20 protein-coding genes and 1 other RNA gene are annotated in these 25,807 nt (G+C 60.6%); all 21 read right to left on the reverse strand.

Going from position 1 to position 25,807, the window contains the following annotated elements:
* Positions 1-62: 62 nt before the first annotated feature.
* Positions 63-2,114, reverse strand: a complete 2,052-nt coding sequence (gene ligA / locus ABDK74_RS00470) for an NAD-dependent DNA ligase LigA (RefSeq protein WP_346002281.1) — start codon at positions 2,112-2,114, stop codon at positions 63-65.
* Positions 2,111-3,832 carry a DNA repair protein RecN gene (gene recN / locus ABDK74_RS00475; protein ID WP_346002282.1) on the reverse strand — a complete coding sequence of 574 codons (1,722 nt, stop codon included), beginning with the start codon at positions 3,830-3,832 and terminating at the stop codon, positions 2,111-2,113. The genes ligA and recN overlap by 4 nt, the downstream gene beginning before the upstream one ends.
* Positions 3,833-3,877: 45 nt before the next feature.
* The gene (locus ABDK74_RS00480; protein ID WP_346002283.1) at positions 3,878-4,777 is read right to left on the reverse strand and encodes an outer membrane protein assembly factor BamD; all 900 of its coding nucleotides are present in this window, start codon (positions 4,775-4,777) and stop codon (positions 3,878-3,880) included.
* Between the two features lie 68 nt (positions 4,778-4,845).
* The gene (gene lpxC / locus ABDK74_RS00485) at positions 4,846-5,814 is read right to left on the reverse strand and encodes a UDP-3-O-acyl-N-acetylglucosamine deacetylase (protein WP_408874487.1); all 969 of its coding nucleotides are present in this window, start codon (positions 5,812-5,814) and stop codon (positions 4,846-4,848) included.
* A 180-nt stretch (positions 5,815-5,994) separates the two neighbouring features.
* The gene (gene ftsZ, locus ABDK74_RS00490; protein WP_346002285.1) at positions 5,995-7,527 is read right to left on the reverse strand and encodes a cell division protein FtsZ; all 1,533 of its coding nucleotides are present in this window, start codon (positions 7,525-7,527) and stop codon (positions 5,995-5,997) included.
* Between the two features lie 57 nt (positions 7,528-7,584).
* A complete protein-coding gene (gene ftsA / locus ABDK74_RS00495; RefSeq protein WP_194254671.1) occupies positions 7,585-8,982 on the reverse strand; it encodes a cell division protein FtsA in 1,398 nt (465 codons plus the stop codon).
* Positions 8,979-9,914, reverse strand: a complete 936-nt coding sequence (locus ABDK74_RS00500) for an FtsQ-type POTRA domain-containing protein (protein WP_346002286.1) — start codon at positions 9,912-9,914, stop codon at positions 8,979-8,981. The genes ftsA and ABDK74_RS00500 overlap by 4 nt, the downstream gene beginning before the upstream one ends.
* Positions 9,914-10,825, reverse strand: a complete 912-nt coding sequence (locus ABDK74_RS00505) for a D-alanine--D-alanine ligase (protein WP_346002287.1) — start codon at positions 10,823-10,825, stop codon at positions 9,914-9,916. The genes ABDK74_RS00500 and ABDK74_RS00505 overlap by 1 nt, the downstream gene beginning before the upstream one ends.
* A complete protein-coding gene (gene murB / locus ABDK74_RS00510) occupies positions 10,822-11,742 on the reverse strand; it encodes a UDP-N-acetylmuramate dehydrogenase (protein ID WP_346002288.1) in 921 nt (306 codons plus the stop codon). Before murB ends, ABDK74_RS00505 begins: the two co-directional genes overlap by 4 nt.
* A complete protein-coding gene (gene murC, locus ABDK74_RS00515) occupies positions 11,739-13,172 on the reverse strand; it encodes a UDP-N-acetylmuramate--L-alanine ligase (RefSeq protein WP_346002289.1) in 1,434 nt (477 codons plus the stop codon). Before murC ends, murB begins: the two co-directional genes overlap by 4 nt.
* Before the next feature lie 31 nt (positions 13,173-13,203).
* Positions 13,204-14,301 (reverse strand): undecaprenyldiphospho-muramoylpentapeptide beta-N-acetylglucosaminyltransferase, encoded by a 1,098-nt coding sequence (murG, locus tag ABDK74_RS00520; RefSeq protein WP_346002290.1) that lies wholly within the window; start codon positions 14,299-14,301, stop codon positions 13,204-13,206.
* The gene (locus ABDK74_RS00525) at positions 14,298-15,491 is read right to left on the reverse strand and encodes a putative peptidoglycan glycosyltransferase FtsW (protein ID WP_346002291.1); all 1,194 of its coding nucleotides are present in this window, start codon (positions 15,489-15,491) and stop codon (positions 14,298-14,300) included. Before ABDK74_RS00525 ends, murG begins: the two co-directional genes overlap by 4 nt.
* A gap of 4 nt (positions 15,492-15,495) precedes the next feature.
* Complete coding sequence (murD, locus tag ABDK74_RS00530) at positions 15,496-16,842, reverse strand: UDP-N-acetylmuramoyl-L-alanine--D-glutamate ligase (protein ID WP_346002292.1); 1,347 nt, start codon at positions 16,840-16,842, stop codon at positions 15,496-15,498.
* The gene (gene mraY / locus ABDK74_RS00535) at positions 16,839-17,930 is read right to left on the reverse strand and encodes a phospho-N-acetylmuramoyl-pentapeptide-transferase (protein WP_346002293.1); all 1,092 of its coding nucleotides are present in this window, start codon (positions 17,928-17,930) and stop codon (positions 16,839-16,841) included. The genes murD and mraY overlap by 4 nt, the downstream gene beginning before the upstream one ends.
* Complete coding sequence (murF, locus tag ABDK74_RS00540; RefSeq protein ID WP_346002294.1) at positions 17,930-19,303, reverse strand: UDP-N-acetylmuramoyl-tripeptide--D-alanyl-D-alanine ligase; 1,374 nt, start codon at positions 19,301-19,303, stop codon at positions 17,930-17,932. Before murF ends, mraY begins: the two co-directional genes overlap by 1 nt.
* Positions 19,300-20,763: a UDP-N-acetylmuramoyl-L-alanyl-D-glutamate--2,6-diaminopimelate ligase gene (locus tag ABDK74_RS00545; RefSeq protein WP_346002295.1), complete on the reverse strand. Its 1,464-nt coding sequence runs from the start codon at positions 20,761-20,763 to the stop codon at positions 19,300-19,302. Before ABDK74_RS00545 ends, murF begins: the two co-directional genes overlap by 4 nt.
* Before the next feature lie 8 nt (positions 20,764-20,771).
* Entirely contained in the window at positions 20,772-22,757 is a 1,986-nt protein-coding gene (locus ABDK74_RS00550; RefSeq protein ID WP_346002296.1) for a penicillin-binding protein 2, read from the reverse strand.
* 81 nt (positions 22,758-22,838) lie between these two features.
* Positions 22,839-23,630 (reverse strand): hypothetical protein, encoded by a 792-nt coding sequence (locus tag ABDK74_RS00555; RefSeq protein WP_346002297.1) that lies wholly within the window; start codon positions 23,628-23,630, stop codon positions 22,839-22,841.
* The gene (gene rsmH, locus ABDK74_RS00560; protein WP_346002298.1) at positions 23,627-24,583 is read right to left on the reverse strand and encodes a 16S rRNA (cytosine(1402)-N(4))-methyltransferase RsmH; all 957 of its coding nucleotides are present in this window, start codon (positions 24,581-24,583) and stop codon (positions 23,627-23,629) included. Before rsmH ends, ABDK74_RS00555 begins: the two co-directional genes overlap by 4 nt.
* Complete coding sequence (gene mraZ / locus ABDK74_RS00565; protein WP_346002299.1) at positions 24,580-25,074, reverse strand: division/cell wall cluster transcriptional repressor MraZ; 495 nt, start codon at positions 25,072-25,074, stop codon at positions 24,580-24,582. Before mraZ ends, rsmH begins: the two co-directional genes overlap by 4 nt.
* A gap of 288 nt (positions 25,075-25,362) precedes the next feature.
* An RNA gene (gene rnpB / locus ABDK74_RS00570) (RNase P RNA component class A) lies at positions 25,363-25,782 on the reverse strand.
* Between the last annotated feature and the right edge of the window lie 25 nt (positions 25,783-25,807).

Raw genomic sequence — 25,807 nt, forward strand, 5'->3', positions numbered from 1 at the left:
CGTTATACCCTGAAAAAGTGAAATATTACCAACTTTCTCACGGTTTTGGTTTTGCAGTTCTGTTACAGTCCCGCCAGCACACGCCAACCGTTCTCATCTGTGGTTTCGATCCCGAGTTCGGCGGCTTTTTTGGCTTTTGAGCCAGCTTTTTCACCCAGAACAACCAGAGACGTCTTTTTCGAGACGCTGTCCGTGACCTGTGCGCCCAGACGTTCGGCGATGGCTTTGGCCTCCGGGCGGCTCATGGTTGTCATGGTCCCTGTGAAGACGATGACTTTTCCCGAGAGATGGCCTTCCTGAGGGGCGTCTTCGGGGGTGATCTCCATCAGTTCCGTCGCCAGATCATCAAGAGTTTGGATGTTATGGCTCTCTGCGAAGAAGGCGGACAGTTCGTCGGCGATCGCATCGCCTACGCCCATAATCGCGCCCAGAGCCGTCCGCTCTTCAGAGTCCGGACGGGCGGCCAGCATGGCGTCGCGCCAGTTTTCGAAATTCTGGTAGTGCCGCGCCAGAAGCTGAGCATTGCGTTCGCCAATGCGCCGGATACCGAGGCCAAAAATAAGCCGCGCCAACGGGATAGTCCGTCGTTCGTCAATCGCGCGGAACAGATTGTCGACCGACAGTCGTCCCCAGCCGTCGCGCTGGAGCAGGGCGTCTTCATGCGTTCGCAGGCGGAAAATGTCGCCCGGTGTGCGGATATATCCCGCGTCGTGGAATTCGCGGATGCTGCGCTCGCCAAGGCCATCGATGTCGAAGGCGTTGCGCGAGACCATGTGGATCAGCCGTTCCACGACTTGGGCTTCGCAGGTCAGGCCGCCCGTACAGCGACGCACGGCTTCTCCATGAACACGCTCGGCGAGAGATCCGCAGACCGGGCAGTGATCGGGATAGACGAACGGTTCTGAGCGTGGTTCTTCGCTTGGGACAGGACCTAGGATCTGCGGAATGACGTCTCCGGCGCGTTGAAGACGGACCAGATCGCCAACGCGCACGTCCTTGCGGGTAATTTCGTCTTCGTTGTGCAGCGTGGCACGCGAGACGATAACGCCGCCGACATTCACCGGCTCCAGATGCGCGACAGGCGTTAGGGCTCCTGTGCGACCAACCTGAATTTCGATCTCCAGTAGGCGGGTGATGGCCTGCTCAGCCGGAAATTTCCAGGCTATGGCCCAGCGCGGCGCACGACCGACGAAACCCAGCCGTTCCTGCAAACTAATATCGTCCAGTTTGAAGACGATACCGTCGATATCGTAGTCCAGTCCTGAACGTTCGCGGGCCAGCTTGTCGACATAGGCAGGAATGTCGCGGGCATGGGCAATCATCTCGGAGAGTGGATTGACCCTGAAGCCCCAGTTCCGCAGCTTTTCGAGATAGTCCCAGTGGGTCGCGGCGACGGGCGAGGACGTATAGCCCTGTGAGTAAGCGAAAAGCGAAAGCGGGCGGCTGCGGGTAATTTCGGCGTCCAGCTGTCGCAGAGAACCGGCTGCTGCGTTGCGGGGGTTTGCGAAGGGACGCGCGCCGCGCGCGACCTGCTGTTCGTTCAGAGTCAGGAAGCTGCTTTTGGAGAGGAAGACTTCGCCGCGGATTTCGAGACGCTCGGGAACAGGGCCGGTGAGTTCGTGAGGAATATCGTTCAGGGTCAGAAGGTTGGCGGTAACATCCTCACCTTCGATCCCGTCTCCGCGTGTGGTACCGCGGACGAAGCGGCCGTGTTCGTAGGTCAGGCTGATCGAGAGGCCGTCGATTTTCGGTTCCGCCACGAACTGGAGAGCCTGAAGGCGTTGGTCGTCCAGCCCTAAAAAGCGGCCGACTTTTGAAACAAAACCGTCAAAGCCTTCCGGGTCGAAGACGTTGTCGAGAGACAGCATTGGGAGAAGGTGGCGGTATTTCCCGAAAACGGAATCGGGAGCCGATCCGACCCGCTGGCTGGAGCCATTTTCAGATCTGAGGTCCGGGTGTGCGTCTTCCAGAGCCAGAAGTTCACGTCGGGCCGCATCATAGACGGCATCGGAAACTTCGGGCTCGTCGCGTCCATGATAGGCCTCATCCCACCGTGCGAGGTCCGCTTCGAGTTCAGCGTGACGCTCGGCGGCGGAGACTGGGGCAGTGGTCATGAAATCTGATGTCCAAGAAGGCTGTCGGCGGCCCCGCGGGCCGCGTCGGTAATGATGTCGCCTGCGAGCATCCGGGCGATTTCTTCGCGCCGGGCGTCATGGGGCAGCGGTTCGGCCAGTGTTTCGGTCCGGTCATTGCGGATACGCTTGGCGATTCGCAGATGGTGGTCGCCACGCGCCGCAACCTGCGGACTATGGGTGACGACGAGAACCTGCACGTCCTGCGCGACCTTGTGGAGCCGGTCTCCGATTGAGGATGCAGTGGCACCGCCCACGCCGGAATCGACTTCATCGAAAACCAGCGTTCCGATGTCGGAGCGTTCCGCCAGCACCACTTTCAATGCCAGCATAAGGCGCGATAGCTCACCACCCGATGCCACCTTGGCGAGCGGTCCGGGAGACTGGCCGGGGTTGGCAGCGATCAGGAACGAAGCCTGTTCCATGCCCTGACTGTTCCAGTGATCGGGGTCCAGAGGCAGAAGCGAGACGATGAAGCGCGCGCGTTCCAGTTTGACGGGACGCAGTTCTGTACTGACGGCTTTTTCAAGCTTTTCGGCTGCTTTCTGGCGGGCAGCAGAGAGGTTGCGGGCAGCGTCTTCGTAAGCCAGACGGGCCTCAGTCAGGGCCGTCTGAAGGCGGGCCAGTTCGGCGTTGCCGGAATCCAGTGCGCTCAGCCGTGTTTTCAGGGCGACGAGAAAGCCGGGCAGTTCGGCCACGGAAATATTGTGTTTGCGGGCCTCTGCCCGGAGCGCAAACAGCCGCTCTTCCGTTTCTTCCAGCAGACGCGGATCGCCTTCCGTATCTGCGGCAAGGCGACTTAAGAGCATCTCCGCTTCGGCGAGGGCTTCTTCGGCTTTTCCGAGGGCGTCGAGCGCGTCCTGTGCCTGTGTCTGATGGCTGTCCGAAAGGGTTTCCGTTTCCGTCGGGGCTGGCAGCAATCTTGCGAGCGCGCGGCTGGCTGCACGCAGCGCGGCAGCAGGCGCAGACGAGCGCCGGTCACGGGGGGTCAGTTCTGACAGGGCCGCGGCAACGGCTTCACCGCGACGTTCATCACGCTGGAGGCTGACGCGCGTGGCCGCCAACGCATCTTCTTCGCCTTCCTGTGGAGCCAGACGTTCCAGATCATCGACTGTCTGACGCAGCCATTCTTCCTCGCGGGCGGCGGCTTCCATGTCGGTACGGGCAGCTTTGAGGGCGTTACGGGCTGCGGCCCATTGCCGGAAAGCGCTGGCCGTTTTCTCCCGAAGCGGTGGGGCAATTCCGAACGCGTCCAGCAGATCGAGATGGGTGCTCTGATCGGCAAGCCCCATCTGTTCGTGTTGGCCCTGAATTTCCACGAGATAGGCACCCACGCGGCGCAGGAGACCGACGCCGACCGGCTGGTCGCAGACATAGGCGCGGGAGCGGGCATCCGGGGTCACGATGCGTCGCAGGACAATCGGGTCCGAAGGATCTTCGCGGACGATGCCGTGTTCATCGAGCAAAGCAAGAACAGGGTGACGGGCGTCGACTTCGAAAATAGCCGATACGCTGGCCTGCGTGGCGCCTGAACGTACGAGACCGCCGCTGGCACGCTCTCCGAGGGCCAGCCCCAGACTGTCGAGCAGAATGGATTTACCCGCTCCGGTCTCCCCGGTCAGGACGGTCAGACCGGGAGCGAGACCAAGATCGAGCTTTTCGATCAGAACGACATCGCGGATCGAGAGATGGGTCAGCATGACAGCAATGTTGGGAGTGTGGCGGCCTGTTTCAAAGGGCCAGTATCAAAAGACGCTGTGCCACATCCGGGAGAAAAACCCATGATGGTCCGCCTGTCCGGGGCGGATAACGGGTTTCTTGAAATCGTTGTTGAGCAGCTTGTTATCCCGAAGATTATTGTAGGCATAACGATACCACTGACTATCGGGATAGTTATAGCCGAGAACGGCAGCCGTCTGACGGGCCTGATCTTTAAGACCAAGGGACATGTAGACTTCCACGAGCCGCTCAAGAGCTTCAGCGACGTGGTTTGTCGTCTGGAAATCCTGAACGACACGCTGATAACGCGTCATGGCAGCTTCGTAGTTGCGTTGCTGCTGATACCAGCGACCGACCAGCATTTCCTTACCAGCCAGATGATCGCGGCACAGGTCGATCTTCAGCTGGGCATCACGGGCATAGGATGTCTGGGGGAAACGGGTGACGACTTCTTCCAGTGCGTCCAGTGCCTCAACGGTACCCTGTTGATCACGTTCGACGTTGGCGATCTGTTCGTAATAGCAGAGTGCCCGTAGATAGAAGGCGTATGCCGCGTCGGGGCTGGTTGGGTGCAGCTGGAGATAGCGTTCGAGCTGCTGGACCGAAAGCGCGTATTCGCCCTGGAGGTAATAGGCATATCCCTCCATCAGCTCTGCGTTGCCCGTGAATCCGGAATAGGGATAATTCTGCTGAAGCAGTTCGAATTCGCCGCCTGCCAGCTCGTAATGGCCCGTATGCAGAGCATCGATGCCGTAATTGTACAGGGTTTCGGCATCTGCGGTTTTGGGGATCGCAGGTTTTTCATGCTGATGCGAGAACATGGAACAGCCAGAGAGCAGCAGAAGCCCGCTGACAGCCGCAGCTCTCAGAATGAAACCACCATTCGCGACCGATGCTTCAAAATGACGCTGAGTGCTGCTTGTCATACCTGCTCTTCCCGTGGAAGCCCGTCTTATATCACGGGAATGCGCTGACGAAAGACCTGCCATGCGTCTCAGGCGGCAACGCGCGTGCGGAGAGCTTTTGTAACAGACCGGGAGGGGCCTGTGGGAAGGAAGCGCCAGTTGGAAGTGTCTGAAAAAACCGTTCGCAGAAGCCGGTTGTTGAGCGTGTGACCGGATTTGTGCCCAATAAAACCGGCCTGCATCCTATGGCCGGCACAATACAGATCGCCAATGGCGTCGAGTAATTTGTGACGGGCGAATTCCCGTTCGATTTTTAATCCTGCAGGATTGAGGATATTTTCACCATCCACGACGACGGCATTTTCCAATGAGCCACCGCGCGCCAGGCCGATACTTTGAAGGTATTCGATATCCTGCCGGTTGACGAATGTCCGGCAGAACGCAACCTCTTCCATGAAACGCTGCTCGTTGAGCTGCATGGCGTAACGCTGGTTTCCAATGGCCTGAGCGGCGAAGCTCAGAGAAATGGCCAGTGAAAGTCCGCGCTGTGCAGGGCGCAGTTCGGCAAAAGCCCCGTCTTCGCCTTCGACGCGTATATTGCGCAGAATTTCAATGACCTGACGGGGGGTATCGAGGACCTTGCGGCCAGCGCACTGGATCAGAAATGCGAAAGCGTCCGAAGCCCCGTCGAGAACTGGCAACTCTGGGCCGCTGACTGCAATCAGGATGTTATCGATCTCGCAGGCATTGAGGGCCGCCATCAGGTGTTCGATTGTGGCTACACGCAGGGATGGATCAGTTTGGCACGCAACGACCGTTGAAAGACGGGTGTCCACGATATGGTCATAGGTCGCTGGGAAAGAGGGGGAACCTTCTTTATCCGAGCGTTGGAACCTGATCCCTGTATTGGCAGGCGCAGGAGAAAGATGGAGATTGACCGTGACGCCGCTATGCAGGGCGATTCCCTGACAGTGGATGGGGTATGCAAGAGTTGTCTGCAGATTTTTCGGGCCGCTGCGCTCTAGGCGGGAAGACGAACCGTCAACGCCTGACGCCATCTCCAGTCGTCCTGCACCAACGCTATTCGCCGTTTTTACACCTTGCTTGGGCGCAACCTGCATAAAGCCTCCGAAAAATTTGGTTCCGGAGACTAAAAAACAGATACCGGACTTTGGTTCCAGTCAACGATTGTTGCCGGATATTACCCCTCTTGTTCGCAGAACAAGAGGGGGTATTGATCAGCGACGCAGATAGGTCGGGATATCCAGATTGGAGTCATCGCCGCCGCTCGAAGGCTGTTCGGGATGCTGTGGAGCCTGATGCGGGTATCCGTCGCGTGTGTTTGGCTCAGCGCGTTGTGTCGGCTGCTGGTCCTGTTGCGGCTGAGGCGGACGGCTGCGGAAAGCGCCTGTGACCATGCCAAACAGGCTGCGGGGCGGTTCGGCCTGCTGCTGGGGAGCATGGCGGGATGGGTCGGAAAACAGCCCGGCTCGGGGGGATGGCTGATGAACGCTGTCCTGTCGTGGCGACTGGCTTTCAGGAGCATGGTGCTCGGGCGCAGGGGCTTCCTGCGAAGGCGGGGGGGCTGTGTTGTGAGTCTGTGCCTGTTGGGCATCAAGCGCGAAGTTTGGGCGCGGTGGGCCGCCAGCATAGGTTGAGCCGGGCTGAAAAGACGGTGTGTTGGCACGAGGAGAAGACGTCTCTCTGGGTGCCGACTGTGAGGAAGGGTTCGCGTGGGGCGTGGAAGTCTGAATGGACTCGGGGGGAGCGGACGGATCCTGACGCGGCTGGGTGTCTATACCGGTTGCGACGACAGAGACGCGGACGCGACCATTCAGCTTTTCGTCAATCAGCGCGCCGAAAATGATGTTGGCGTCATCGGCTACTTCTTCGCGGATACGGTCTGCGGCGGCGTTGACTTCGTAAAGTGTCAGATCTTCGCCACCGGTGATGTTAATGAGAAGGCCACGTGCGCCAGCCATGGAGGCGTCTTCCAGCAGCGGGTTGGAAATCGCACGCTCGGCTGCGAGAACTGCGCGGTCTTCAGCGTCTTCTTCGCTGGAGGCTTCGCCCGTCCCCATCATGGCCTTGCCCATCTCTTCCATCACGGCCTTGACGTCCGCGAAATCGAGATTGATCAGGCCAGGCGAGACCATGAGGTCGGTAATACCGCGTACACCCATGTTCAGAACGTTGTCGGCCATCCGGAAGGCTTCGCGGAACGTTGTGTTCTGCGTTGCCGAATTGAACAGATTCTGGTTCGGGATGACAATCAGCGTATCGACGTGCTTCTGAAGCTCGGCAATGCCGTTTTCGGCAGCGGTCGTGCGGCGGCGTCCTTCGAAGTTGAAGGGCTTCGAGACGACGCCTACCGTCAGAACACCACGCTCACGAGCCATCCTTGCGATGACGGGAGCCGCACCTGTTCCTGTGCCGCCGCCCATGCCAGCTGTGATGAAGACCAGATTGGCGCCTTCAAGCTGCCGGTCGATTTCCTGAGCCGCTTCTTCGGCGGCTTCACGACCGATTTCTGGTTTTGCGCCTGCACCCAGTCCGCGCGTCAGATGGGGGCCAAGCTGGACGCGGCGTTCGGCCTTGGAGTGTGCAAGCTGCTGGGCGTCGGTGTTGGCAACGACGAATTCGACGCCCTTGAGATCAGACGCAATCATGTTGTCGACGGCGTTCGTCCCTCCGCCGCCAACGCCGATCACGGTAATCCGTGGCGCCAGCTCAACGTGGGAATTGGGAGTAGGGGTAAGGTTCAGCGTCATGATCTGGTCCGGAACTTCAGGAAAGCGACAGGTGAGGGCGTTATGATCTGTAATAGCTTATACATTATTGCGTATGAAGCCTACGAGACGTTTAACAAGTCCGCGAGGTCTTGGTTCGGGGGCGGAAATATCTCCGAAATCCCGATCCGCGCCCGCTGCCCAGGCCAGAAGCCCCGCAGCGGTTGAAAAGCCTGCCGAAGCCGCGGCTGTCTCGGGCAGGCCGTAGATGTTCTGGGGTTTTCCCATCCGGACAGGACGGCCCAGAATACGGGTAGCGACGGGAACGATCCCTTCAAGAAGGGAGGCTCCGCCGGTAAGGACGACCCTGCCATTGGCAAGTCGGCCCAGTCCGGCATTGTCGAGTGATTGCCGGACAAGTTCAAGGGTTTCCTCGATCCGGGGCTGGATGACGGAAATGACCTTGGAACGCTGAAGGCGCACCAGCCGGTCGCTGTTTTCGCCGATCAGGGGAACCGAAAGGATTTCCCGCTGGTCGTCAGAACCCATCTGGGCTGCGCCATACATCGTCTTGAGACGCTCAGCCGTTTCCAGAGACGTTGACAGGACGCCTGCAATATCGCGCGTGACATGCAGGCCGCCGACGCGGATCTGGGCCGTGTGAAGCAGTTTTCCTTCGCAGAAAACAGCTAGAGACGTGGTGCCCCCGCCCATTTCCACGACGGTGACGCCAAGCTCCCGTTCTTCCGCCGCCAGAACCGAAATTCCTGAGGCAAAGGGGCTTGCAACCAGTCCGTCCAGCTTGAGTTCTGCATGTTGCAAAACGGCGTCCAGAGTACGCAGGGCGCTGGAATTCATGTCCACGACATGCATCCGGGTCGCCAGTTCTTCGCATTGATGGCCGATTGGGTCGGCAATTCCAGGAATGGAATCCACGACATATCCGATCGGGAGGGTATGGATGACCTCGCGGCCTTCCATCCAGGCTCGGGCCTGTCCTTCCGCAATGAGACGCTGAACGTCTCCGGCTGTCACTTCGCGTCCGCCGATCGGAATCTGCGCGTCCACCAGACGGCTCAGCGGTCTGCCGCACGACAGGTTGACAACCAGTGAGTCCATCCGTCGTTCGGCGGCTTCTTCGGCCTGACCGACCGTCGCCCTGATGGCGGCTTCCGCTTCGCGGATATCGACGATCGATCCTGAACGGATACCGTGTGAGCGGCGCCATCCGTGACCCAGGACCTGAATGGAACCGTCGGCCTCGCCCTTGCCGATCAGGCAGGTCATTTTCGTCGTGCCGATATCCAGTGCGCCGAAGATGCCCGGGCGCCACGCGATGCTGCGATGCGTTTCTTCCGGTGGAAGGGGCAGGATGTCGCGCGGGACCCGGTTGACGCTGACATCACGCTCGCCGCCAACAGGGATGAGGGACCGGCCCCTCAGACCGCCCCGGCGCCGGAATGCCGGAAGATCTGACATGGCATTATGGTCGTTCATGGCTGCTTCGTGCCGTCTGCTTGTGGTGGCGGTGAGGACGGATCAGGCTTTGCGCCATCTGGTGACGACGCTGCCTGAGGTGGTTGGTGGACGACCATCCTGTCCGGGAGACGCAGATCGATCGACTGAACCGGACGCTCCAGAAGATGCATGCTCTGCTGGTAACGCGCCAGACGCGCAAAAGCTGCGGCTTCTTCGCCTTCAGGCAGCAAAACGGTGGTGCCGTCCTTGAGCGTTGCATTCCAGCGTCGGCCTCCAACCCGGATCAGGGCCGTAACCTGAGCCTTGACCAGCGGTTCGTGGTTGAGTGCATCAATGACGCTTGCCGCAGCGGTATTGGCGCCTTCACCTACAACGAGAGGAAGCTGAAGGAAGGCCTGCGCATTTTTTCCCGTCAGTCCCTGATCGGGAACTTCCTCACCAACGCGGTTGATGAGCATGAAATGCCCGCGGTCCTGCCAGACGGCGATCGGGGTGCGCTCGACCAGTGTGATGATGACGGTATCGGGCATGTGCCGTTCGACTGTGGCGTGGTCGATGAAGGGAAGCTCGTCCAGTCGCTGGCGGGCGGCCTCGACGGAGAACCCGAAAATCGGGTGTCCGATGGAGGTTCCGAGCGCGTCCTGAATTGAGGCTTCGCTCGTCATGCCGCGACCGTTGATGACGATGTGGCGGATGGGCAGCGGCTCCATTGCGACCAGACGTTCGCGCAGGGGTGCAAAGCGTGCTTCCGAAGCTGCGTCGTACAGCAGGCGCATGCCCGCACCTGCAAGACCCATCACGACCAGAAACACGATTGCAGGCCTAACCAGCCGCCGTTGCCGGCGCCAGAACAGCTTTGCCCGGGAAGGGCGATCTTCCTGCGGCGGAATACCGCCGGAATAGCGTTCCCGGATAAAATCGTTTTTCTGAAAGGACGGGTCTTCCCGCATCAGCGCGTCAGTGCCTCCCGGACCATCCAGTCACACAGGTCCGGATAGGGAATGCCGCAATAGGCGGCCTGTTCCGGCAATAGGGAGGTTGGCGTCATGCCCGGCTGTGTGTTGATTTCAAGGATGACCAGCGTGTCGGTATCCTCGTCGTAACGGAAATCGGTGCGGCTGGCGCCCTGACAGCCCAGCGCCTGATGAGCGCGCAAGGCGTAGTCGAGCGCGCGATCAGTCACGGTCTGTGGGATGTCTGCGGGAACGACGTGACGCGAGCCGCCAGCCTTGTACTTGGCTTCGAAATCATAGAACGCGGCTGTTTCGCAAGGCAGGATATCTGTGACGGCGAGGGCCCGGTCTCCCATGACGCTGGCGGTCAGTTCCCGGCCAGGAATGAAGCTTTCGACCAGTGCGTTCTTTCCGAAACGCCAGGTCTGCGCAATTTCAGCGCGCCGATTGTCTCCGGATCGGACGATCTCGACCCCTACGGACGAGCCTTCGGCGACGGGTTTGATGACATAGGGTGTGGCAAGAGGATCGGCTTCGGCCAGTTCCTCGACCGTGATCACACGTCCCTGCGCCACCGGCAGACCTGCGGCGGCCAGAAGGATGCGGGTAGCGCCCTTGTCCATGGCGACGGCAGAGGCGCGGATTCCGGAATGCGTATAGGGAAGACCGAGCCACTCCAGAACGCCCTGAATGGCGCCGTCTTCGCCGCCCGGGCCGTGCAATGCGTTGAAAACGACGTCCGGAGCAGCAGATTTCAGACTGGAAATTGTCGCGGCAATATCAGCGCCGACATCGATCGGCGTGACGTCATGACCTGTGTCACGCAGGGCCTTGATCACGGCCTCGCCAGTGACGAGGCTGACGGGGCGCTCGCTGGATGTTCCGCCCAACAGGACTGCGACTTTCATAGCGTCTGCTCTCCTTCGGACTGACGTCCGATCCGTTTGATTTCCCAATGCAGACTGACGCCGCTTTGCGCCAGAACTTTTTTGCGCACCGTTTCGCCCAGCGTTTCCAGATCCGTGCTGCTGGCCTGTCCCAGATTGAGCAGAAAATTGCAGTGTTTTTCGCTGACCTGCGCATCTCCGATCCGAAGGCCGCGGCATCCGGCTTCGTCGATCAGTTGCCAGGCTTTGTGGCCTTCGGGATTGCGGAACGTGGAGCCGCCTGTGCGTGCACGGACGGGCTGTGAAGCCTCGCGGGAGGCTCTGATGTCCGCAATGCGGCTGCGGATGGCGTTCGCATCATCGGGCGTTCCTCGCAGGCAGGCCCGGATCACCACGCTGCCTTCGGGAAGCTCTGAATGGCGATACGCAAAACCCAGTTCTGCACGGGATAGACGGCGCAGTTCGCCGTTTTCGGTCAGGATTTCGGCCCATTCGAGGATGGCATCGAGATCAGATCCGTAGGCGCCTGCGTTCATACGAACTGCGCCGCCGATCGACCCCGGAATGCCAGCCAGAAACTCCAGACCGGCCAGACCGGCTGCGGCGGCATGTTCGGCCACGGTGATGTCGAGGGCTGCCGCCCCGACGATCAGGCTGTTGTCCTGTATGTCGATATCCGCAAAGCCACGCGCCAGACGAATGACCGTGCCTGCAATGCCGCCATCGCGGATGATGACGTTCGAGCAGGCACCCAGAACCGTAACCGGCATGGATGCAGGCTTTTCACGCAGGAAAAGTGCCAGATCGTCCTGATCTTCAGGAATGAAGACCCAGTCCGCCGGACCGCCGACGCGGAACCACGCACGCGGACCAAGAGGGGCGTTCGGCGTCAGTCTTCCCCGCAGGCCCTTGACCGGAAAATCGCTGCTGTCCGTCATGCCGCGCCTTCGGTTGCGGGCTGGCGGTTCAGAGCTTCGAGCTGGGCAGGGAGCGCTTGCGCCCACTGGGTGATGGTTCCGGCGCCGAGGCAGACAACGTAGTCACCGGGCTTGGCGATGGCATTGATCATTTCCGGCAGATGTGCGGGGTCGGGGAGCGGTACGACGGAGCGGTGGCCACGATCGCGCAGACCTTCGACGAGTGCATCGCGGCCGGCGTCTTCGATGGGGTTTTCACCAGCGGCATACACGTCTGCCACGATAACCGTATCGGCGTCGTTCATGCAGGTGCAGAATTCGTTGAACAGGACTTTCAGGCGTGAATAGCGATGCGGCTGCACGACGGCGATGACGTTCTTTGCGCCGGCCTGACGTGCGGCTTTCAGAACGGCGGCGATTTCAACCGGGTGATGGCCGTAATCGTCGATGATGGAGATACCGTTGTAGTCGCCGGTGCGCGTGAAGCGGCGCTTGACGCCCTTGAACGTCGTCAGGGCAGACGCGATGACGGAATCGCTGATTTCCATTTCAAGGGCGACGGCGATGGCGGCCAGCGAGTTCAGGACGTTATGGTGCCCAAGCATCGGCAGACGGAACGGACCCGCCCGGCGGGAGCGGTTACGCTGGCGGTTCGTGACCACGACCTCAAACGTGGCGCCCCGCTTGTCCATGACGACCTTTTCAGCGCGGATATCGGCCTGCGGGCTGAAGCCGTAAGTGATGACGCGATGATCGGACAGGCGCGGGATCATCTGCTGGACCTGAGGATGGTCCACACACAAAACTGCAAAGCCATAGAACGGGATGTTGGAAACGAACTGATCGTAACCGGCCTGCATGGCCTCTTCCGTGCCCCAGTGATCCAGATGTTCCGGGTCCATGTTCGTCACGACCGCGATCACGGCAGGTAGACGCAGGAAAGAGCCGTCGCTTTCGTCGGCCTCGACGACCATCCAGTCGCCCGAGCCCATGCGTGTATTGGTGCCATAGGCTTCGATGATGCCACCATTGATGACGGTGGGGTCGAGTTTTGCATGTTCCAAAACACAGGCGACGAGGCTGGTGGTCGTGGTCTTGCCGTGCGTGCCACCGATGGCGACGGACCAGCGCAGGCGCATTAGTTCGGCCAGCATTTCCGCACGGCGGACGACCGGGATGAGCTTGGCACGCGCCGCCACGACTTCGGGGTTGTCTTTCTTCACTGCCGTAGAAGTGACGACAACCTGTGCATCGCCCAGGTTGGCTGCGTCATGGCCGATATGAACGACAATTCCGGACTGACGCAGGCGTTGCACATTCGCACCCTCCACGATGTCCGAACCCTGCACCCTGTAGCCCAGCATGTGCAGCACTTCGGCAATGCCGGACATGCCGATGCCGCCGATACCGACGAAGTGAATGGTTCCGATGTTCAGGGGCAGGGCGCGCATGGGGCAGGTACTCTTGGGTAGAAGCGGAGGATCAGGGACGAAGAGCGGATTCAATCAGATCCGCGACTTTTGCGGCAGCATGAGGGCGCGCACAGGAATGAGCGGCTTTTGCTGCATTTTCGAGTTTTTCAGGATGGGAAAACAGCTCTGTCAGCAGACTGGTCAGAGCTGCGGGCGTAAAATCCGGCTGGCGGATCATCCAAGCGGCACCCGCATCCACGAGCGCCTGACCATTTGCGCCCTGTTCATCGGAGGCTGCGATGGGAAGCGGAACGAGAAGGGAGGGGCGGCCTGACATGGTCAGTTCCGCGACCGAAGAGCCGCCCGCACGACCGATCACCAGATGTGCGTCTCTGAGGCAGGTGGGCACATCTGTGAAAAACGGTGCGGCTTCGACTTCGATACCGGCTTCCATATAGATGGCGCGGACGCGGTCCAGATCGTCGGCTTTGATCTGCTGCGTCACTTTGAGGCGCTTGCGGAATTCTTCGGGAAGGGCAGCGAGGGCCTGTGGAACGATCTCGGAAAAGACACGCGCTCCGAGAGAGCCGCCCCAGACCAGAAGATTGATCCGCTCTTCGGGAGTTGCATAGGTGCTTTCGAAGAGCGCTTCGATGCCTGCGCGTACAGGCATGCCAGTGAGTGTCGTCTGTGCGTTTTGCGGGAGGCGCGCGACTGTCGTGTAGGATGTGGCGATCAGCGGAGAGAAACGGGAGAGGAAGGCATTCGCCTGTCCGAGGACCGCATTGCCCTCATGAATGACCATGCGGGGCCGCTTTGCGGAGGGTAGGAACCGGGATGCGGTCAGGGGGGGGATGGATGGATAGCCGCCAAAACCGACGACGGCTGCCGCATCAAGGGATTTGAGGACGCGACGTGCTTCTCTTATGCCGCGCAGCAATGCGAGCACGCCCCGGACTTTTCCGCCAAGGCCTTTGCCTGCCACACCGGCACCATCCAGCACATATTGCGGGAGGTCTTTGAACAGGCCCGTGTCCCGGCGTCCATGCCGGGCGTCGGTCATGAGTACGAGGTCATGGCCCCGTTCCGCAAGAATGGTCGCGACGGCTTCGGCTGGAAAGAAATGTCCCCCGGTGCCCCCGGCGGCGATAACGATGGGGCGGCTCACGGCGCATTCCTTTCAAATAACGGGTTCTGGCCGTAAGACGCAGAGGCTCTCTGACCGATTTTACCTTGGCCGACATGATGACGGGTCAGGGCCAGGACCATCCCCATGGTCAGGGCGATCGACATCGCCGAACTGCCGCCGTAGGAAATGAAGGGGAGCGTCATGCCCTTTGTCGGGATCAGATGCAATGTCGAACCCATGTTGACGAAGGCCTGAAGGCCAAAACCCGTCACCAGTCCCGCTGTTGAGACAATGACGAACGGATCGTCTTCATGCATCAGCTTGAGGAGGGTCCGCAAAACGATCGTTCCGAAAAGCAGAATGATGATCACACACAGGATCAGGCCGTATTCCTCACCAGCAACCGCAAAAACAAAGTCGGCATGGGCGTCGGGAAGCAGGTCCTTCACCCGTCCTTCACCGGGGCCGCGCCCCAGAAGGCCGCCGTTTCCAAAGGCACGCAGGGCAGTGTCGATCTGGTAGTGATCACCGACATCGGGATGCAGGAAGCGCTGGACGCGGGACTGGACGTGCGGAAAGACGATATAGGCCACCGCAAAGGCGCCTGCCATGCCTGCAACGCACAGTCCAACCCAGTAGAGCTTGAGGCCATCCACGAAAAGCTGGGTCATGAAGACCATCGTGATGACGGAGAGCATTCCGATATCAGGCTGTGATTTCAGCAGGAGCAGGATGAAGCCGAAGCACAGGAACGCAATCAGCATGCCTGGAAACGCGATATTGCCCCAGATGACGACAGAACGTCTTGCGGAGAGCAGCCATCCCGTCACGACGGCAAAGCAGGGTTTGAGGAACTCGGAGGGCTGCACGGACATCATCGGGAGCGCGATCCAGCGGCGTGCGCCCTTGATTTCCATACCGTGCACCAGCGTCATGGCCGTGGCACCCAACGCGATAATCCCGCCGATGATCGCCAGTCTTTTGATCGCCCTACGGGACAGATATGATGTGCCGAGCACGATCCCTCCAGCCAACGCCAGAAAGATCACCTGCTTGAGAATGAACATGTTGCGTGAAGCGCCGATGCGTGACGCCACTGCGGGGCTGGCGGCGAGCATCAGCACATAGCCCAGTCCGATCAGCAGGCCGACGCAGGCCAGCGTGACGCGGTCAAGGTTTCGCCACCAGCGGGCGACAGCGGAGGTCTCGACACGGGACAGTCCCGACATGGTGTCAATTCTCCAGCTTTTGCATGAGCGTGGTGCCCGAATGGTCTGATTTCACAATATTATCGCAAATCTGAAGAAAGTGTGACCCACGATCCTCGAAACTGCGAAATTGATCAAAACTTGCACAGGCAGGCGAGAGCAGGACAACCGGGACAGTCTGGGCGAGAGCCGCACTGAAGGCTGCCGGGACGGCATTCTCCAGCGTTCCGCACTGCTGGAAAGGCACATCGTGCCTGACCAGTGTCGCAGCGAGCATGTCAGCATCCTGCCCGATCAGAAAAGCCTGTGCGATATGTCCGAAGAATGGTGCAAGGCTCTCGATGCCGCCCGCTTTTGCAACGCCGCCCGCAATCCACATGACCCTGTCATACGAAGTAAGGGCCTTAGAGGCGGCTTCGGCATTTGTGGCCTTGCTGTCATTGATAAACGACACGCCGTCGCATTCCGCGACTTTCTGCAGGCGATGTTCCAGGCCAGGGAATGATTTCAGACCATCGCGGAGTGCTGCCTCATCAAGGCCGAGATGACGCGCGATGGCGCAGGCTGCACCAACATTCTGGGCGTTGTGCCGGCCCGGAAGGGCTGGACCGTCGAAAGGGGGCAGAGTATCGGCGTCCAGTTCCATGACCTGCACGCCGCGCGCTGCGACCTTTGACGCAATGGCGCGGCACCAGTCATCATCGGTGCCGATCACGGCGAGATCACCGGAGCCCATATTGTCGAAGACATGCGCCTTGGCTGCGGCATAGCCGGTCATGTCGCCGTGCCGGTCCAGATGGTCGGGCGTCAGGTTCAGCAGGCAGGCCGTGCTGGCATGAAAACGGTCCAGCCGTTCGAGCATGTAGGACGACATTTCGATCACATAGACGCCGTCATCGGGCAGGAACGGGAGCGCCAGAGAGGCCGTCCCCAGATTGCCGCCTGCTACGCAGGGGCGCCCGGCCATCGTAAAAAGATGGGCGATCAGGGCTGTTGTCGTTGATTTGCCGTTTGTGCCGGTGACGGCCACGAACGCGGCTTTTGAACCGGATTTCCGAACGACCCGATACAGGATTTCGGCATCGGACAGGATCTGGATGCCCTGCGCGTGGGCGAGCTCTGCGACTGGATGGGCCTTCGGCAGGAGGTGCGGAATGCCCGGAGACAGGATGAGGGCCGTCATCCCTGACAGATCGTTCAGAGGAGCAAGCGTCAGGCCCGGATGTGCAGGCAGATCGGCATTGCGATCGTCCCAGGCCTGAACCTGTGCGCCCATTCCGAGCAGGGCATGGACGACAGCTGCGCCGTTGCGTCCCAGACCGCAGACGGCATAACGCTCGCCTGCAAGAAGATTGGACGGGAAGCCGTTCATCGCAGTTTCAGGGTCGCAAGGCCGCACAGGCCGAGCACAATGGAGACGATCCAGAAGCGGATGACGATTTTAGGTTCCTGCCAGCCTTTTTTCTCGAAATGGTGGTGGAGCGGCGCCATGAGGAATACGCGGCGTCCTGTTCGCTTGAACCAGAAGACCTGAATGACGACGGAAAGGGTTTCGGCCACGAAAACGCCGCCCACAATGCACAGGACGAGCTCATGCTTGGTGGCGACGGCGATGGCGCCAAGTGCTCCGCCGAGGGACAGCGAGCCGGTATCGCCCATAAAGACAGCCGCAGGCGGGGCGTTGAACCATAGAAATCCGAGGCCTGCGCCAATCAGGGCTGCACAGAAAACCGCCAGTTCGCCCGTACCTGGAACCGGGTGCAGTTGCAGATAATCCGCAAAAACGTGGTTGCCGACCAGATAGGAAATCAGGGCGAAGACAAGTGCAGCGATCACGACCGGCACGATGGCCAGTCCGTCCAGCCCGTCCGTGAAGTTTACGGCATTGCCGAAGCCAGTGATGGCGATCATTGCGAAGATCGGGAATGCATAGCCCAGCGGAAGCAGCACATCCTTGACGAACGGAAAAGCCACCATGTTCTGCAGTTCCGGTGGCGTCAGATATTGCAGCCAGATCCCGGCGATCAGCGATGTGAGGAATTCGCAGCCCAGCCGGGTGCGTTTGGACACGCCGATTGTGTTGCGTTTGGAGAGCTTCAGGTAATCGTCCGCAAAACCAACGGCTCCGAAAGCTGCCGTTGTCAGCATGACAGCCCAGACGAAGCCGTTTGTCAGGTCCGCCCAGAGCAGGGTCGCCGAGAAAAGCGCAATCAGGATCAGCATGCCGCCCATCGTCGGCGTGCCGGCTTTTTCCAGAATATGGCGTTCTGGTCCAACAGAGCGGATCGGCTGGCCTTCGCGCTGGATCCGTTTGAGTTGTGCGATGAAGGGTTTGCCCAAAGTCAGCGAGATGACCAGCGCCGTCAGACAGGCGCAGCCCGAGCGGAACGTCAGGTAATGGAACAGGTTGAAGAACCCGCCATGAGACGTATCGTGAGCGGCGATAAGATTGAAAAGCATCAGGCAGAGACCGGGCTGGAGGCATTGTCGAGGGCTGAGATCACGTCGCGCATCCGGCTGCCGAAGCTGCCTTTTACGAGCAGGAGATCACCGGGGCGGAGGGCGTTGAGAAGCACAGGCGCGAGAGAGGCGGCATCGGCGGCGTAACCTCCCTGAAGCCCTTGGGGAAGTGCGTCGTAAAGAGCGCGCATATGGGGGCCGCAGCAGAACGTAAGAGCGTTTGCGGTCTGCACGGCGTCCGCCAGAGAGCGGTGCTCGTCATCGGCGAATGTGCCGAGTTCGCGGATGTCTCCGAGGGCTGCGACATGCCGCTCGGCCGAAAGGAGAGCAAGCGTTGCCAAAGCGGCGCGGACGCTGGGTGTGGAAGCGTTGTAACTCTCATCGAGCAATCGCACGTCGTTCAGGATCGTGCGCATCTGTCCGCGCCCTGCGCCCGGTACGAAACTGCTCAGGGCGTGGGTTGCTGCTGCGACGTCTTCGCCAAGGGCTGCAACTGCACCGAGGGCCAGAGCCGCGTTTCTGGCAAGATGCTCGCCGGGCGCGGTGAGCGTCACGTTCTGCTCGCCGCAGGGAGTGTGGAGTGAAAAATGGCTGCCGTCCGCCGCGCAGTTCAGGTCTTCAAGGCGGAGTTCCGCCGTTGCGGAAAAGCCGGACCGCCAGAGGGTGCAACCTTCTGGAAGAGCGTCCGTAAAGACTGTCTGTCCATGAGCATCATCGGGAACAATCGCGACCCCATGCTCGGGGAGGGCGCCGAACAGGGAGGCTTTTTCCCGTGCAATCGCTTCGATGCTGCCCATATGGCCAAGATGCGCTGTGCCGATCGTAGTGATGATGGCCACATCGGGACGCACCTGCGCGGCAAGGGGCGCGATTTCTCCCACATGGTTCATGCCGATCTCGCTGATGCAGAAGCGCGCGCCCTGCGGCAACCGGGCCAGCGTGAGGGGAACGCCCCAGTGATTGTTGTAGGAGGCAACGGCGGCGTGGGTCGGGCCGATCACGGACAGGGCGACTTTCAGCATGTCCTTGGTCGTTGTCTTGCCGACGCTCCCGGTAATGGCCACGACTTTTCCGCGGAAACGGGAGCGGGCGTAGCGGCCCAGATCTATCAGTGCGGTCATGGTGTCGGGCACGATCAGGAGGCGCGGATCGTTCAGACCGGCGGTGTCATGCACGAGGACACAGGCTGCGCCCTTGTCCAGAGCCTGCCGGATATGGGCGTGGCCATCGCTGCTTTCGCCGCGAAGGGCGATGAACAGGTCTCCGGGCGCGAGCGTGCGGGTGTCGATCGAGATGCCCGTAATATGAACATCGGCTTCAAGCGTGCCGCTCGTCGCAGCCCGCAGGTCTGCGCTGGTCCACAGAACGTTCATGCTGCACCCGCCAGTTCGCGGAGGACGAGACGATCGTCGAAAGGCAGGATGTCCGTGCCCACGATCTGTCCCTGTTCGTGTCCCTTGCCTGCTACGACAAGAATATCGCCGGGCTTCAGAATCCCAAGCCCTGCTGCGATGGCGCTGCGACGGTCTGCGATTTCCAGAGCGTCCGGGCAGGCCGCGCGGATTTCGGAACGGATCGTCATGGGGTCTTCCGTGCGGGGATTGTCGTCCGTGACGATGGCCAGATCTGCCATACGTGCCGCGACCTCTCCCATCAGCGGACGTTTGCCGCGGTCACGGTCCCCGCCTGCGCCGAACACCACGACCAGACGGCCTGTCGTATGCGGGCGCAGACTGGACAGGACGCAGTCAAGGGCATCGGGCGTGTGGGCATAATCGACATACGCCGCGGCACCGTTGGGCAGTTCGACCGCACGTTCGCATCGTCCGTGGACGCCTGTCAGGCGTGGTAGTAACTCGACAACCTGCCGGGCATCAGAAACATCATCCGTCCAGCACATGGCTGCGGCCAGCATCACGTTGTCGGCCTGAAAACGACCCGGCAGCGAAAGGGATATTTCGGACAGTTCTTCATCATGCAGGGCCAGACGCAGGATCTGACCGGACGGCGTGGGACGGGCTTCGATCAGTCGCAGGGCCGCGCCATTACGTCCGACGCTACGGAGTTTCAGGTTTCGTCTGGCTGCAATCGCCTGAAGGGCTGCGAAAGTCTCGCTGTCCATATCGGCATTGACGGCTGCAACGCTGCCCTCGGGTAAAACTTCGTCAAACAGGCGCAGTTTGGCCGTGCGGTAGGCTTCCAGTGTCAGGTGATAGTCGAGATGATCACGGGTGAGGTTGGAAAAGCCAGCAGCTGTCAAGGTGATGCCGTCCAGCCGGTGCTGCTCCAGCCCGTGCGAGGAGGCTTCAAGCGCGACATGATCCACCCCGTTTTGGGCCAGTGCGGCAAGGGTCCGGGCGAGTGAGACGGGATCGGGGGTGGTGAGGCTTGGAGGGGCGGGGATTTTTGTATCTGACACAAGCCCCAGCGTTCCCAGACTGGCCGCGCGGTTTCCCTGAAGAATCCAGAGCTGTCGAAGGAAGTCGGCCGTGCTGCTTTTGCCGTTTGTCCCTGTGATGGCCGCGATGCAGGAGGGCTGGGGGCCGGCGAGGGCGAAGGCCATGCAGGCCAGAAGATGCTTGGCATCCGGGCGCACGATTACAGGAACCCGGCCTGAAGTTTCTGCGGCGTCATGATCCACGATGACCGCTGCGGCGCCCTGCGAGAGGGCCTGCACGATGAAGGTGCTTCCATCCTGTTTTGCGCCGCGCAGAGCAAAGAACAGCGTACCCGGTTTGACGCCGCGGCTGTCGGCAGTCACGGCCAGAATATCAGGATCATCCGTCAGGGCGTGTGATGTGCCACAGAGGGCAAAGAGTTGGGAGAGGCGCATGGGACGGTTCAGTGCTGTGTCTTGGAGGGCAGGGTCTTGGGTGTATGTGCCTGATTACGTGGATCGCCAGGGTCGTTTCCGGGGCCGAGCGCATGATAGCCGGGGGGAACAGGTGGGTTCATCGGAATGGCCAGGGAGGCGTCGATGGCGTCCTTGTTCGCAAGATCCGGGAACTGGTTAAGGATCGGACCGACGCGTGAAATGATTCTCTTGACCGTGGGGGCTGCGTTCCATGCTGCCGTTGTCCAGCCATGTGTTGCCGCCGTTCCCTGTGGACTGTCGAGCATGACATAGACAGCGTAATGCGGATTGTTCATCGGGAAGACGCTGGTGAAGGCCGAGACGTTGACGTGCTTCAGATAGCCTCCATGCGCGCCGATCTTTTCCGCCGTACCGGTCTTGCCGCCGACGTAATAGCCCGGAACCTCGGCGGACTTTCCGCTTCCCAGTGTGACGTCGAGCCGCAGAAGCTTGCGCAGGAGTGCGGAGGTCTGTTCGGACAGGACCCGCGTGCCCACAGGGGTTTCGGCGCCGATTTCGTCACTGTCAGCACCCGGACGATAGGCGACCGGGCGGAGTTGCGCTGCATCAGCATCGGGTGTTGGTTTGCTGTCGTCTTCGGTATCGCGGGCTACCAGCGTTGGTTTCAGTAGAATGCCGCCGTTTACGGTCGCTGCTGTACCGCGCACGATTGCCAGAGGTGATTCGGCCACACCGTGTCCGAAGCCGACCGTCATGACAGTGGAAATGCCCCAGTTACGGGGTGCCGGAACAAGCGGACGTCCGGCTTCGGGCAGTTCGACGGGGACACGGTTGAAGAATCCCATGTTCCGCAGCCAGTCCTGCTGCCGTGTCGCACCGACATCAAGCGCGATATGTGCGGCGGCCGGGTTGGACGAAAAAGCCAGAACGCCGGGCAGGGAAAGCCAGGGCGCGAAATGATCCGTTCTCATGTCCCGAATGGTGAAGCGGCCGACCCTGATCGGAATGGTTGAGAAACGGTCCCATATATGAACGACACCGAGTTGCAGGCCCATTGCGGCAGTCTGGAGCTTGAAGGTAGAACCGGGTTCGTACATGCCGGTGACGGCGCGGTTGAAGCGCGCATCATTGGGTGCGTGTCCGAAATCGTTGGCGTCATAATCGGGCAGGCTGACCATGGCCAGAATTTCACCGGTGCGCACATCCATGACGATCGCGCTGGCGCCAATGGCGGAGAACTCGTCTTTCGCGGCCTGAAGTTCATCATGCGCGACGGTCTGGACACGAACGTCCAGAGACAGGCGTAGAGGAGATTTGTCGGAATTCAGGCGCTTGTCGAAATACCGCTCCACGCCCGCGATGCCATGATCGTCGATATCGACGCTGCCCATGATCTGGGCGGCAGTGCGGCCAAGCGGATAGTGACGGCGTTCGCCCGCTTCAAAATAGATGCCTGGAATGCCCAGATTGTTGATGGCGATTTCCTGAACGGGGGAAATATCGCGTGCCAGATAAACGAACTGTTTTTTCAGCGACAGGCGCCGGATTGTCTCATCCCGATCCAGTTGTGGGAGGACTTTGCGGAGTTTGTCTGCCGCGTCTGCCGGGTCGATCAGTTCCATCGGGTTGGCGTAAACCTGCGCTACGGGCAGCGAGAGCGCCAGAGCCTGACCGGTCCGATCGGTGATGGTGGCGCGCTTGACGGTCGGTAGCACGAAATCGCCTGACATTTCTCCGCGCGGATCGCTCTTGGGAATTTCAGGAACCTGCGGGGCGATCTGACGCTTTTCCGGCTCCATGGGCATCAGGACTGTGGCGACGGTCGCCTTGAGGGCCACAGCGCCGTAAATCGCGAGAAAACCCATCCCGACGCCGAGCAGGCGACCGTGCATCTGGTCAAGATTCAGGCGGCTGCCTCTCCGTGGTGCCGCACCTTTCCGGAGACGCCCTGACGGCACATCCTGACGCGCGGGGCGCTGCGAACCGGAAGAAGGTGGCACGTCCTGGGGCATCGTGCGGGGGTGCGTCCTGTTAAAAGGCTCGCCCTAAGCTATCCGAAAATGCTGAACGAGCGGTTAACGATGAAAGGGCTTTCAGTTAGCCAACGGCACCGGCGCGGGCAATGCGTCATTTGCATTTGCCAGAGCAGAAAGTTGAGCGTGACGCACTCGCGGACGTTCTTCCGCAAGGCGGGTCGGCACCGCAGCATGGCTGACGCGTACGATCTGCGGATGCCAGGCAGCAACCATCAGCGGCGCTGGGTGGCTTTCACGATAGCTCACGAGATGGACGTTTGGCGCAGGGTCCGCATGGCTGTGGACGGGAGCAATAGCCGGACGGGATGCGGCGGAGGCGAGTTGAACATCTGCTGCATGGGCATGGGAGGAGCGCGCCGGGATCGCAGCAGGCTTGGCGACAAGGGCCGGATGGTTTGCCATGGCTACGACCATAGGCCGGGGTGCTGGAGCACTCTGGCTAGGAGGCTGCGTATGCACGACAGTCTGCGGAGCGGGCAGGGGAAGATGCGCGGCTTCTGCGGCCCTGTTGACGACTTCATGCAGCCCTTCGCGAGGATCTGCTGCCTGTGCCTTGGAGCCGGGAGCCGGCAGATGCGCTTCAAGAGACGCCATGCGGATGAACTGGTCCGGCTCCATCGGATGCAGCGCCGGAACGAAGCGGGCGGCGAGTGTGTTGAGGCGGTCCGGCTGGTTCAGAAGTGCCCATTCCGTTCGCAGCATGGCGGTCTGGCTTCGCACGCGCTGCGTGTCCTGCACGATTTTCGTGATCTGCTGGTCCAGAACCGTGGTCTCATGCTTCTTCGTATAGAGAAACAGGCCGGATCCTGCGGCAAGGACGGCGCAGGCGACGGTGAAGGGCCGGATCATGAGGACATTCCTGAGACGGGATTACGGACCAGTGCACGCAGACGGGCGCTGCGCGCGCGCGGATTTTCCCGGGATTCCTCGTCCGTAGCGGAGAGGGGGCGGGAATGGAGAAGGGAAAAAGCCGGCGCGTCCTGACGGAGCGGAGCCGGTTCGTAGCGGGAAGGATTTCCCGTCCGTCCTGCAAGGACGGCCATGGCGCGCTTCGCCAGACGGTCCTCGAGGGAATGGAAGGTGACGACCACGAAAATACCGCCCGGCGCCAGAAGGCGTGGTGCGGCTTCCAGCGCCCGTTCCAGTTCGCCCAGTTCGTCGTTCACGGCAATCCGCAGCCCCTGAAAGCTGCGGGTCGCAGGATCGATATTGGCGCGGTCACGAGGGACGCAGCACCGGATGATGTGGGCAAGCTGGCCGGTCGTAGTGATCGGAGCTTCGGCGCGGGCAGCCACTACGGCGCGCGCAATGCGGCGGGAGAGTTTTTCTTCGCCGTATCGGTAAAGGATGTCCGCAAGGTCTGCTTCCTTGAGGTCATTGACCAGATCGGCAGCGGAAGGCCCGTCCGAACCCATGCGCATGTCCAGTGGGCCGTCGTTCCGGAACGAAAAACCGCGCTCGGCCTGATCGATCTGGAAAGACGAGACACCCAGATCCAGTACGATGCCGTCAAACGGCCCCTCTGCGCCGACCAGGGCCTCCATGTCTCCGAACGTGCCCTGATGCATCCGCAGTCGCCCGTTGGCCTGTACGGCCATAGCGTTTCCGCGTTCGATAGCTGCCGGATCACGGTCGATGCCGTCGAGCGTGCAGTCAGCGGCGTTCAGAATGGCGCGGGCATAGCCACCGCCTCCGAACGTGCCGTCCAGATAACGGCCGCCAGCGCGTGGCGCGAGGGCTTCGAGGACCTCGTGCAGCATGACCGGGACATGGCCCGAATGAACCAGAGTGATCGCGTTCATTCGGCTGCTCCGGCAGTGTTGATGGCAGCGGGGGCGCTGATGGGGCGACGGCTGGTTGCAAGTGTTTTTGCGCGGCTGCGGGCTGCCTGACGGCGCTCTTCGGCAGCGGCGGGATGCCAGATCTGGAATGTCCGTCCCAGCCCCATGAAAGACACTTCGTCCGTCAGCGCTGCGTGGGTGCGCAGGGTTTCTGGAAGAATGATGCGGCCTTCCTTGTCGCTGTCCAGCGGATAGGCATCCGCATAGAGACTGGCGGCCAGATCTTCATGGTCTTCCGAAAACGGATCATATTCGTCAAGCGGGGTGGCAAGGGAGGCAAACGCGCCAACCGTCCAGCCCTCAATGCACGGGTGGAGATGGGACGGACGAAGAATAACAAGCGGATCACCCGGCTGCGCCTGGGATTTCAGGGCGGCACGAAAAGGTGCAGGAATGGAGACGCGCCCCTTGGCATCGAAACGGTTCTGATGCGTGCCGAGGAACATGCTCATGAACGATGTGCCTCCTTCCTGCATTCAGAACCGGGTATTCGGCTGCTGATTATTTGGCTTGGTCTTTATTGGGATATCATGGGATTTCATGGGACGTCAAACAGATATCATTAAAAAACCGCAGAAAACTGCGGCATTTTCAAAAGTTGAAATGTGACGGAAATTTTTGCGGTTTATTAGGGTTTATCAAGGATAATCGCGGAGGCGGATCTATACCTGCCGTTATTTGTTCTGTTTTTGTTCTTCTTTGGGGGAGGGGATAATTACTGGAAGAACAGATTTTCAGAGGGTGCCAGACGGCCTGTAAGCCGGGTTCTGTCCGCCCGAAAGCGGGACGATCATTCCTCTGGGACCTGCATTGCTGCAGGCCTCACGCAACCAACCCGAACGACGGGGCGAGAAGCCCCCGGCTTCCTTGCGGAAACCTGCCGTTCCTATTCGGTCTTGCTCCCGGTAGGGTTTACCATGACCATCGCCGTTGCCGGAGATGCGGTGCGCTCTTGCCGCACCGTTTCGCCCTTACCCGCAACGTATTTTCCCGGCGATAAATCGCTGGGGAAACAGTCCGGCGGGCGGTCTGTTTTCTGTGGCACTGTCCCTGGGGTCGCCCCCGCCGGCAATTAACCGGTACCGTTTTCCCGTGGAGCCCGGACTTTCCTCCCTGTATGCGATCCTCATCGCACACACAGCGATCGTCCAGCCGTCTGGCGGGGCAGACACTGCTCCGGGATGA

The organism is Gluconobacter sp. OJB, assembly GCF_039638275.1.
In the GTDB taxonomy this organism is placed as follows: domain Bacteria; phylum Pseudomonadota; class Alphaproteobacteria; order Acetobacterales; family Acetobacteraceae; genus Gluconobacter; species Gluconobacter cerevisiae.

Excerpts from the sequence above, each read along its gene's own strand:
- murD (WP_346002292.1), bottom strand. The coding sequence starts at position 16,842 with ATGAACGGCTTCCCGTCCAATCTTCTTGCAGGCGAGCGTTATGCCGTC.
- murC (WP_346002289.1), bottom strand. The coding sequence starts at position 13,172 with ATGCGCGCCCTGCCCCTGAACATCGGAACCATTCACTTCGTCGGTATC.
- ftsZ (WP_346002285.1), bottom strand. The coding sequence starts at position 7,527 with ATGACGCTGAACCTTACCCCTACTCCCAATTCCCACGTTGAGCTGGCG.
- ligA (WP_346002281.1), bottom strand. The coding sequence starts at position 2,114 with ATGACCACTGCCCCAGTCTCCGCCGCCGAGCGTCACGCTGAACTCGAA.
- mraZ (WP_346002299.1), bottom strand. The coding sequence starts at position 25,074 with ATGAGCATGTTCCTCGGCACGCATCAGAACCGTTTCGATGCCAAGGGG.
- recN (WP_346002282.1), bottom strand. The coding sequence starts at position 3,832 with ATGCTGACCCATCTCTCGATCCGCGATGTCGTTCTGATCGAAAAGCTC.
- ABDK74_RS00555 (WP_346002297.1), bottom strand. The coding sequence starts at position 23,630 with ATGATCCGGCCCTTCACCGTCGCCTGCGCCGTCCTTGCCGCAGGATCC.
- mraY (WP_346002293.1), bottom strand. The coding sequence starts at position 17,930 with ATGCTTTTCAATCTTATCGCCGCTCACGATACGTCTCATGGCGGGTTC.
- ABDK74_RS00505 (WP_346002287.1), bottom strand. The coding sequence starts at position 10,825 with ATGAAAGTCGCAGTCCTGTTGGGCGGAACATCCAGCGAGCGCCCCGTC.
- ABDK74_RS00525 (WP_346002291.1), bottom strand. The coding sequence starts at position 15,491 with ATGTCGGGACTGTCCCGTGTCGAGACCTCCGCTGTCGCCCGCTGGTGG.
- ABDK74_RS00480 (WP_346002283.1), bottom strand. The coding sequence starts at position 4,777 with ATGACAAGCAGCACTCAGCGTCATTTTGAAGCATCGGTCGCGAATGGT.
- ABDK74_RS00500 (WP_346002286.1), bottom strand. The coding sequence starts at position 9,914 with ATGCGGGAAGACCCGTCCTTTCAGAAAAACGATTTTATCCGGGAACGC.
- murB (WP_346002288.1), bottom strand. The coding sequence starts at position 11,742 with ATGACGGACAGCAGCGATTTTCCGGTCAAGGGCCTGCGGGGAAGACTG.
- ftsA (WP_194254671.1), bottom strand. The coding sequence starts at position 8,982 with ATGAACGACCATAATGCCATGTCAGATCTTCCGGCATTCCGGCGCCGG.
- lpxC (WP_408874487.1), bottom strand. The coding sequence starts at position 5,814 with ATGGCGTCAGGCGTTGACGGTTCGTCTTCCCGCCTAGAGCGCAGCGGC.
- ABDK74_RS00545 (WP_346002295.1), bottom strand. The coding sequence starts at position 20,763 with ATGCGCCTCTCCCAACTCTTTGCCCTCTGTGGCACATCACACGCCCTG.
- murF (WP_346002294.1), bottom strand. The coding sequence starts at position 19,303 with ATGAACGTTCTGTGGACCAGCGCAGACCTGCGGGCTGCGACGAGCGGC.
- rsmH (WP_346002298.1), bottom strand. The coding sequence starts at position 24,583 with ATGAACGCGATCACTCTGGTTCATTCGGGCCATGTCCCGGTCATGCTG.
- ABDK74_RS00550 (WP_346002296.1), bottom strand. The coding sequence starts at position 22,757 with ATGCCCCAGGACGTGCCACCTTCTTCCGGTTCGCAGCGCCCCGCGCGT.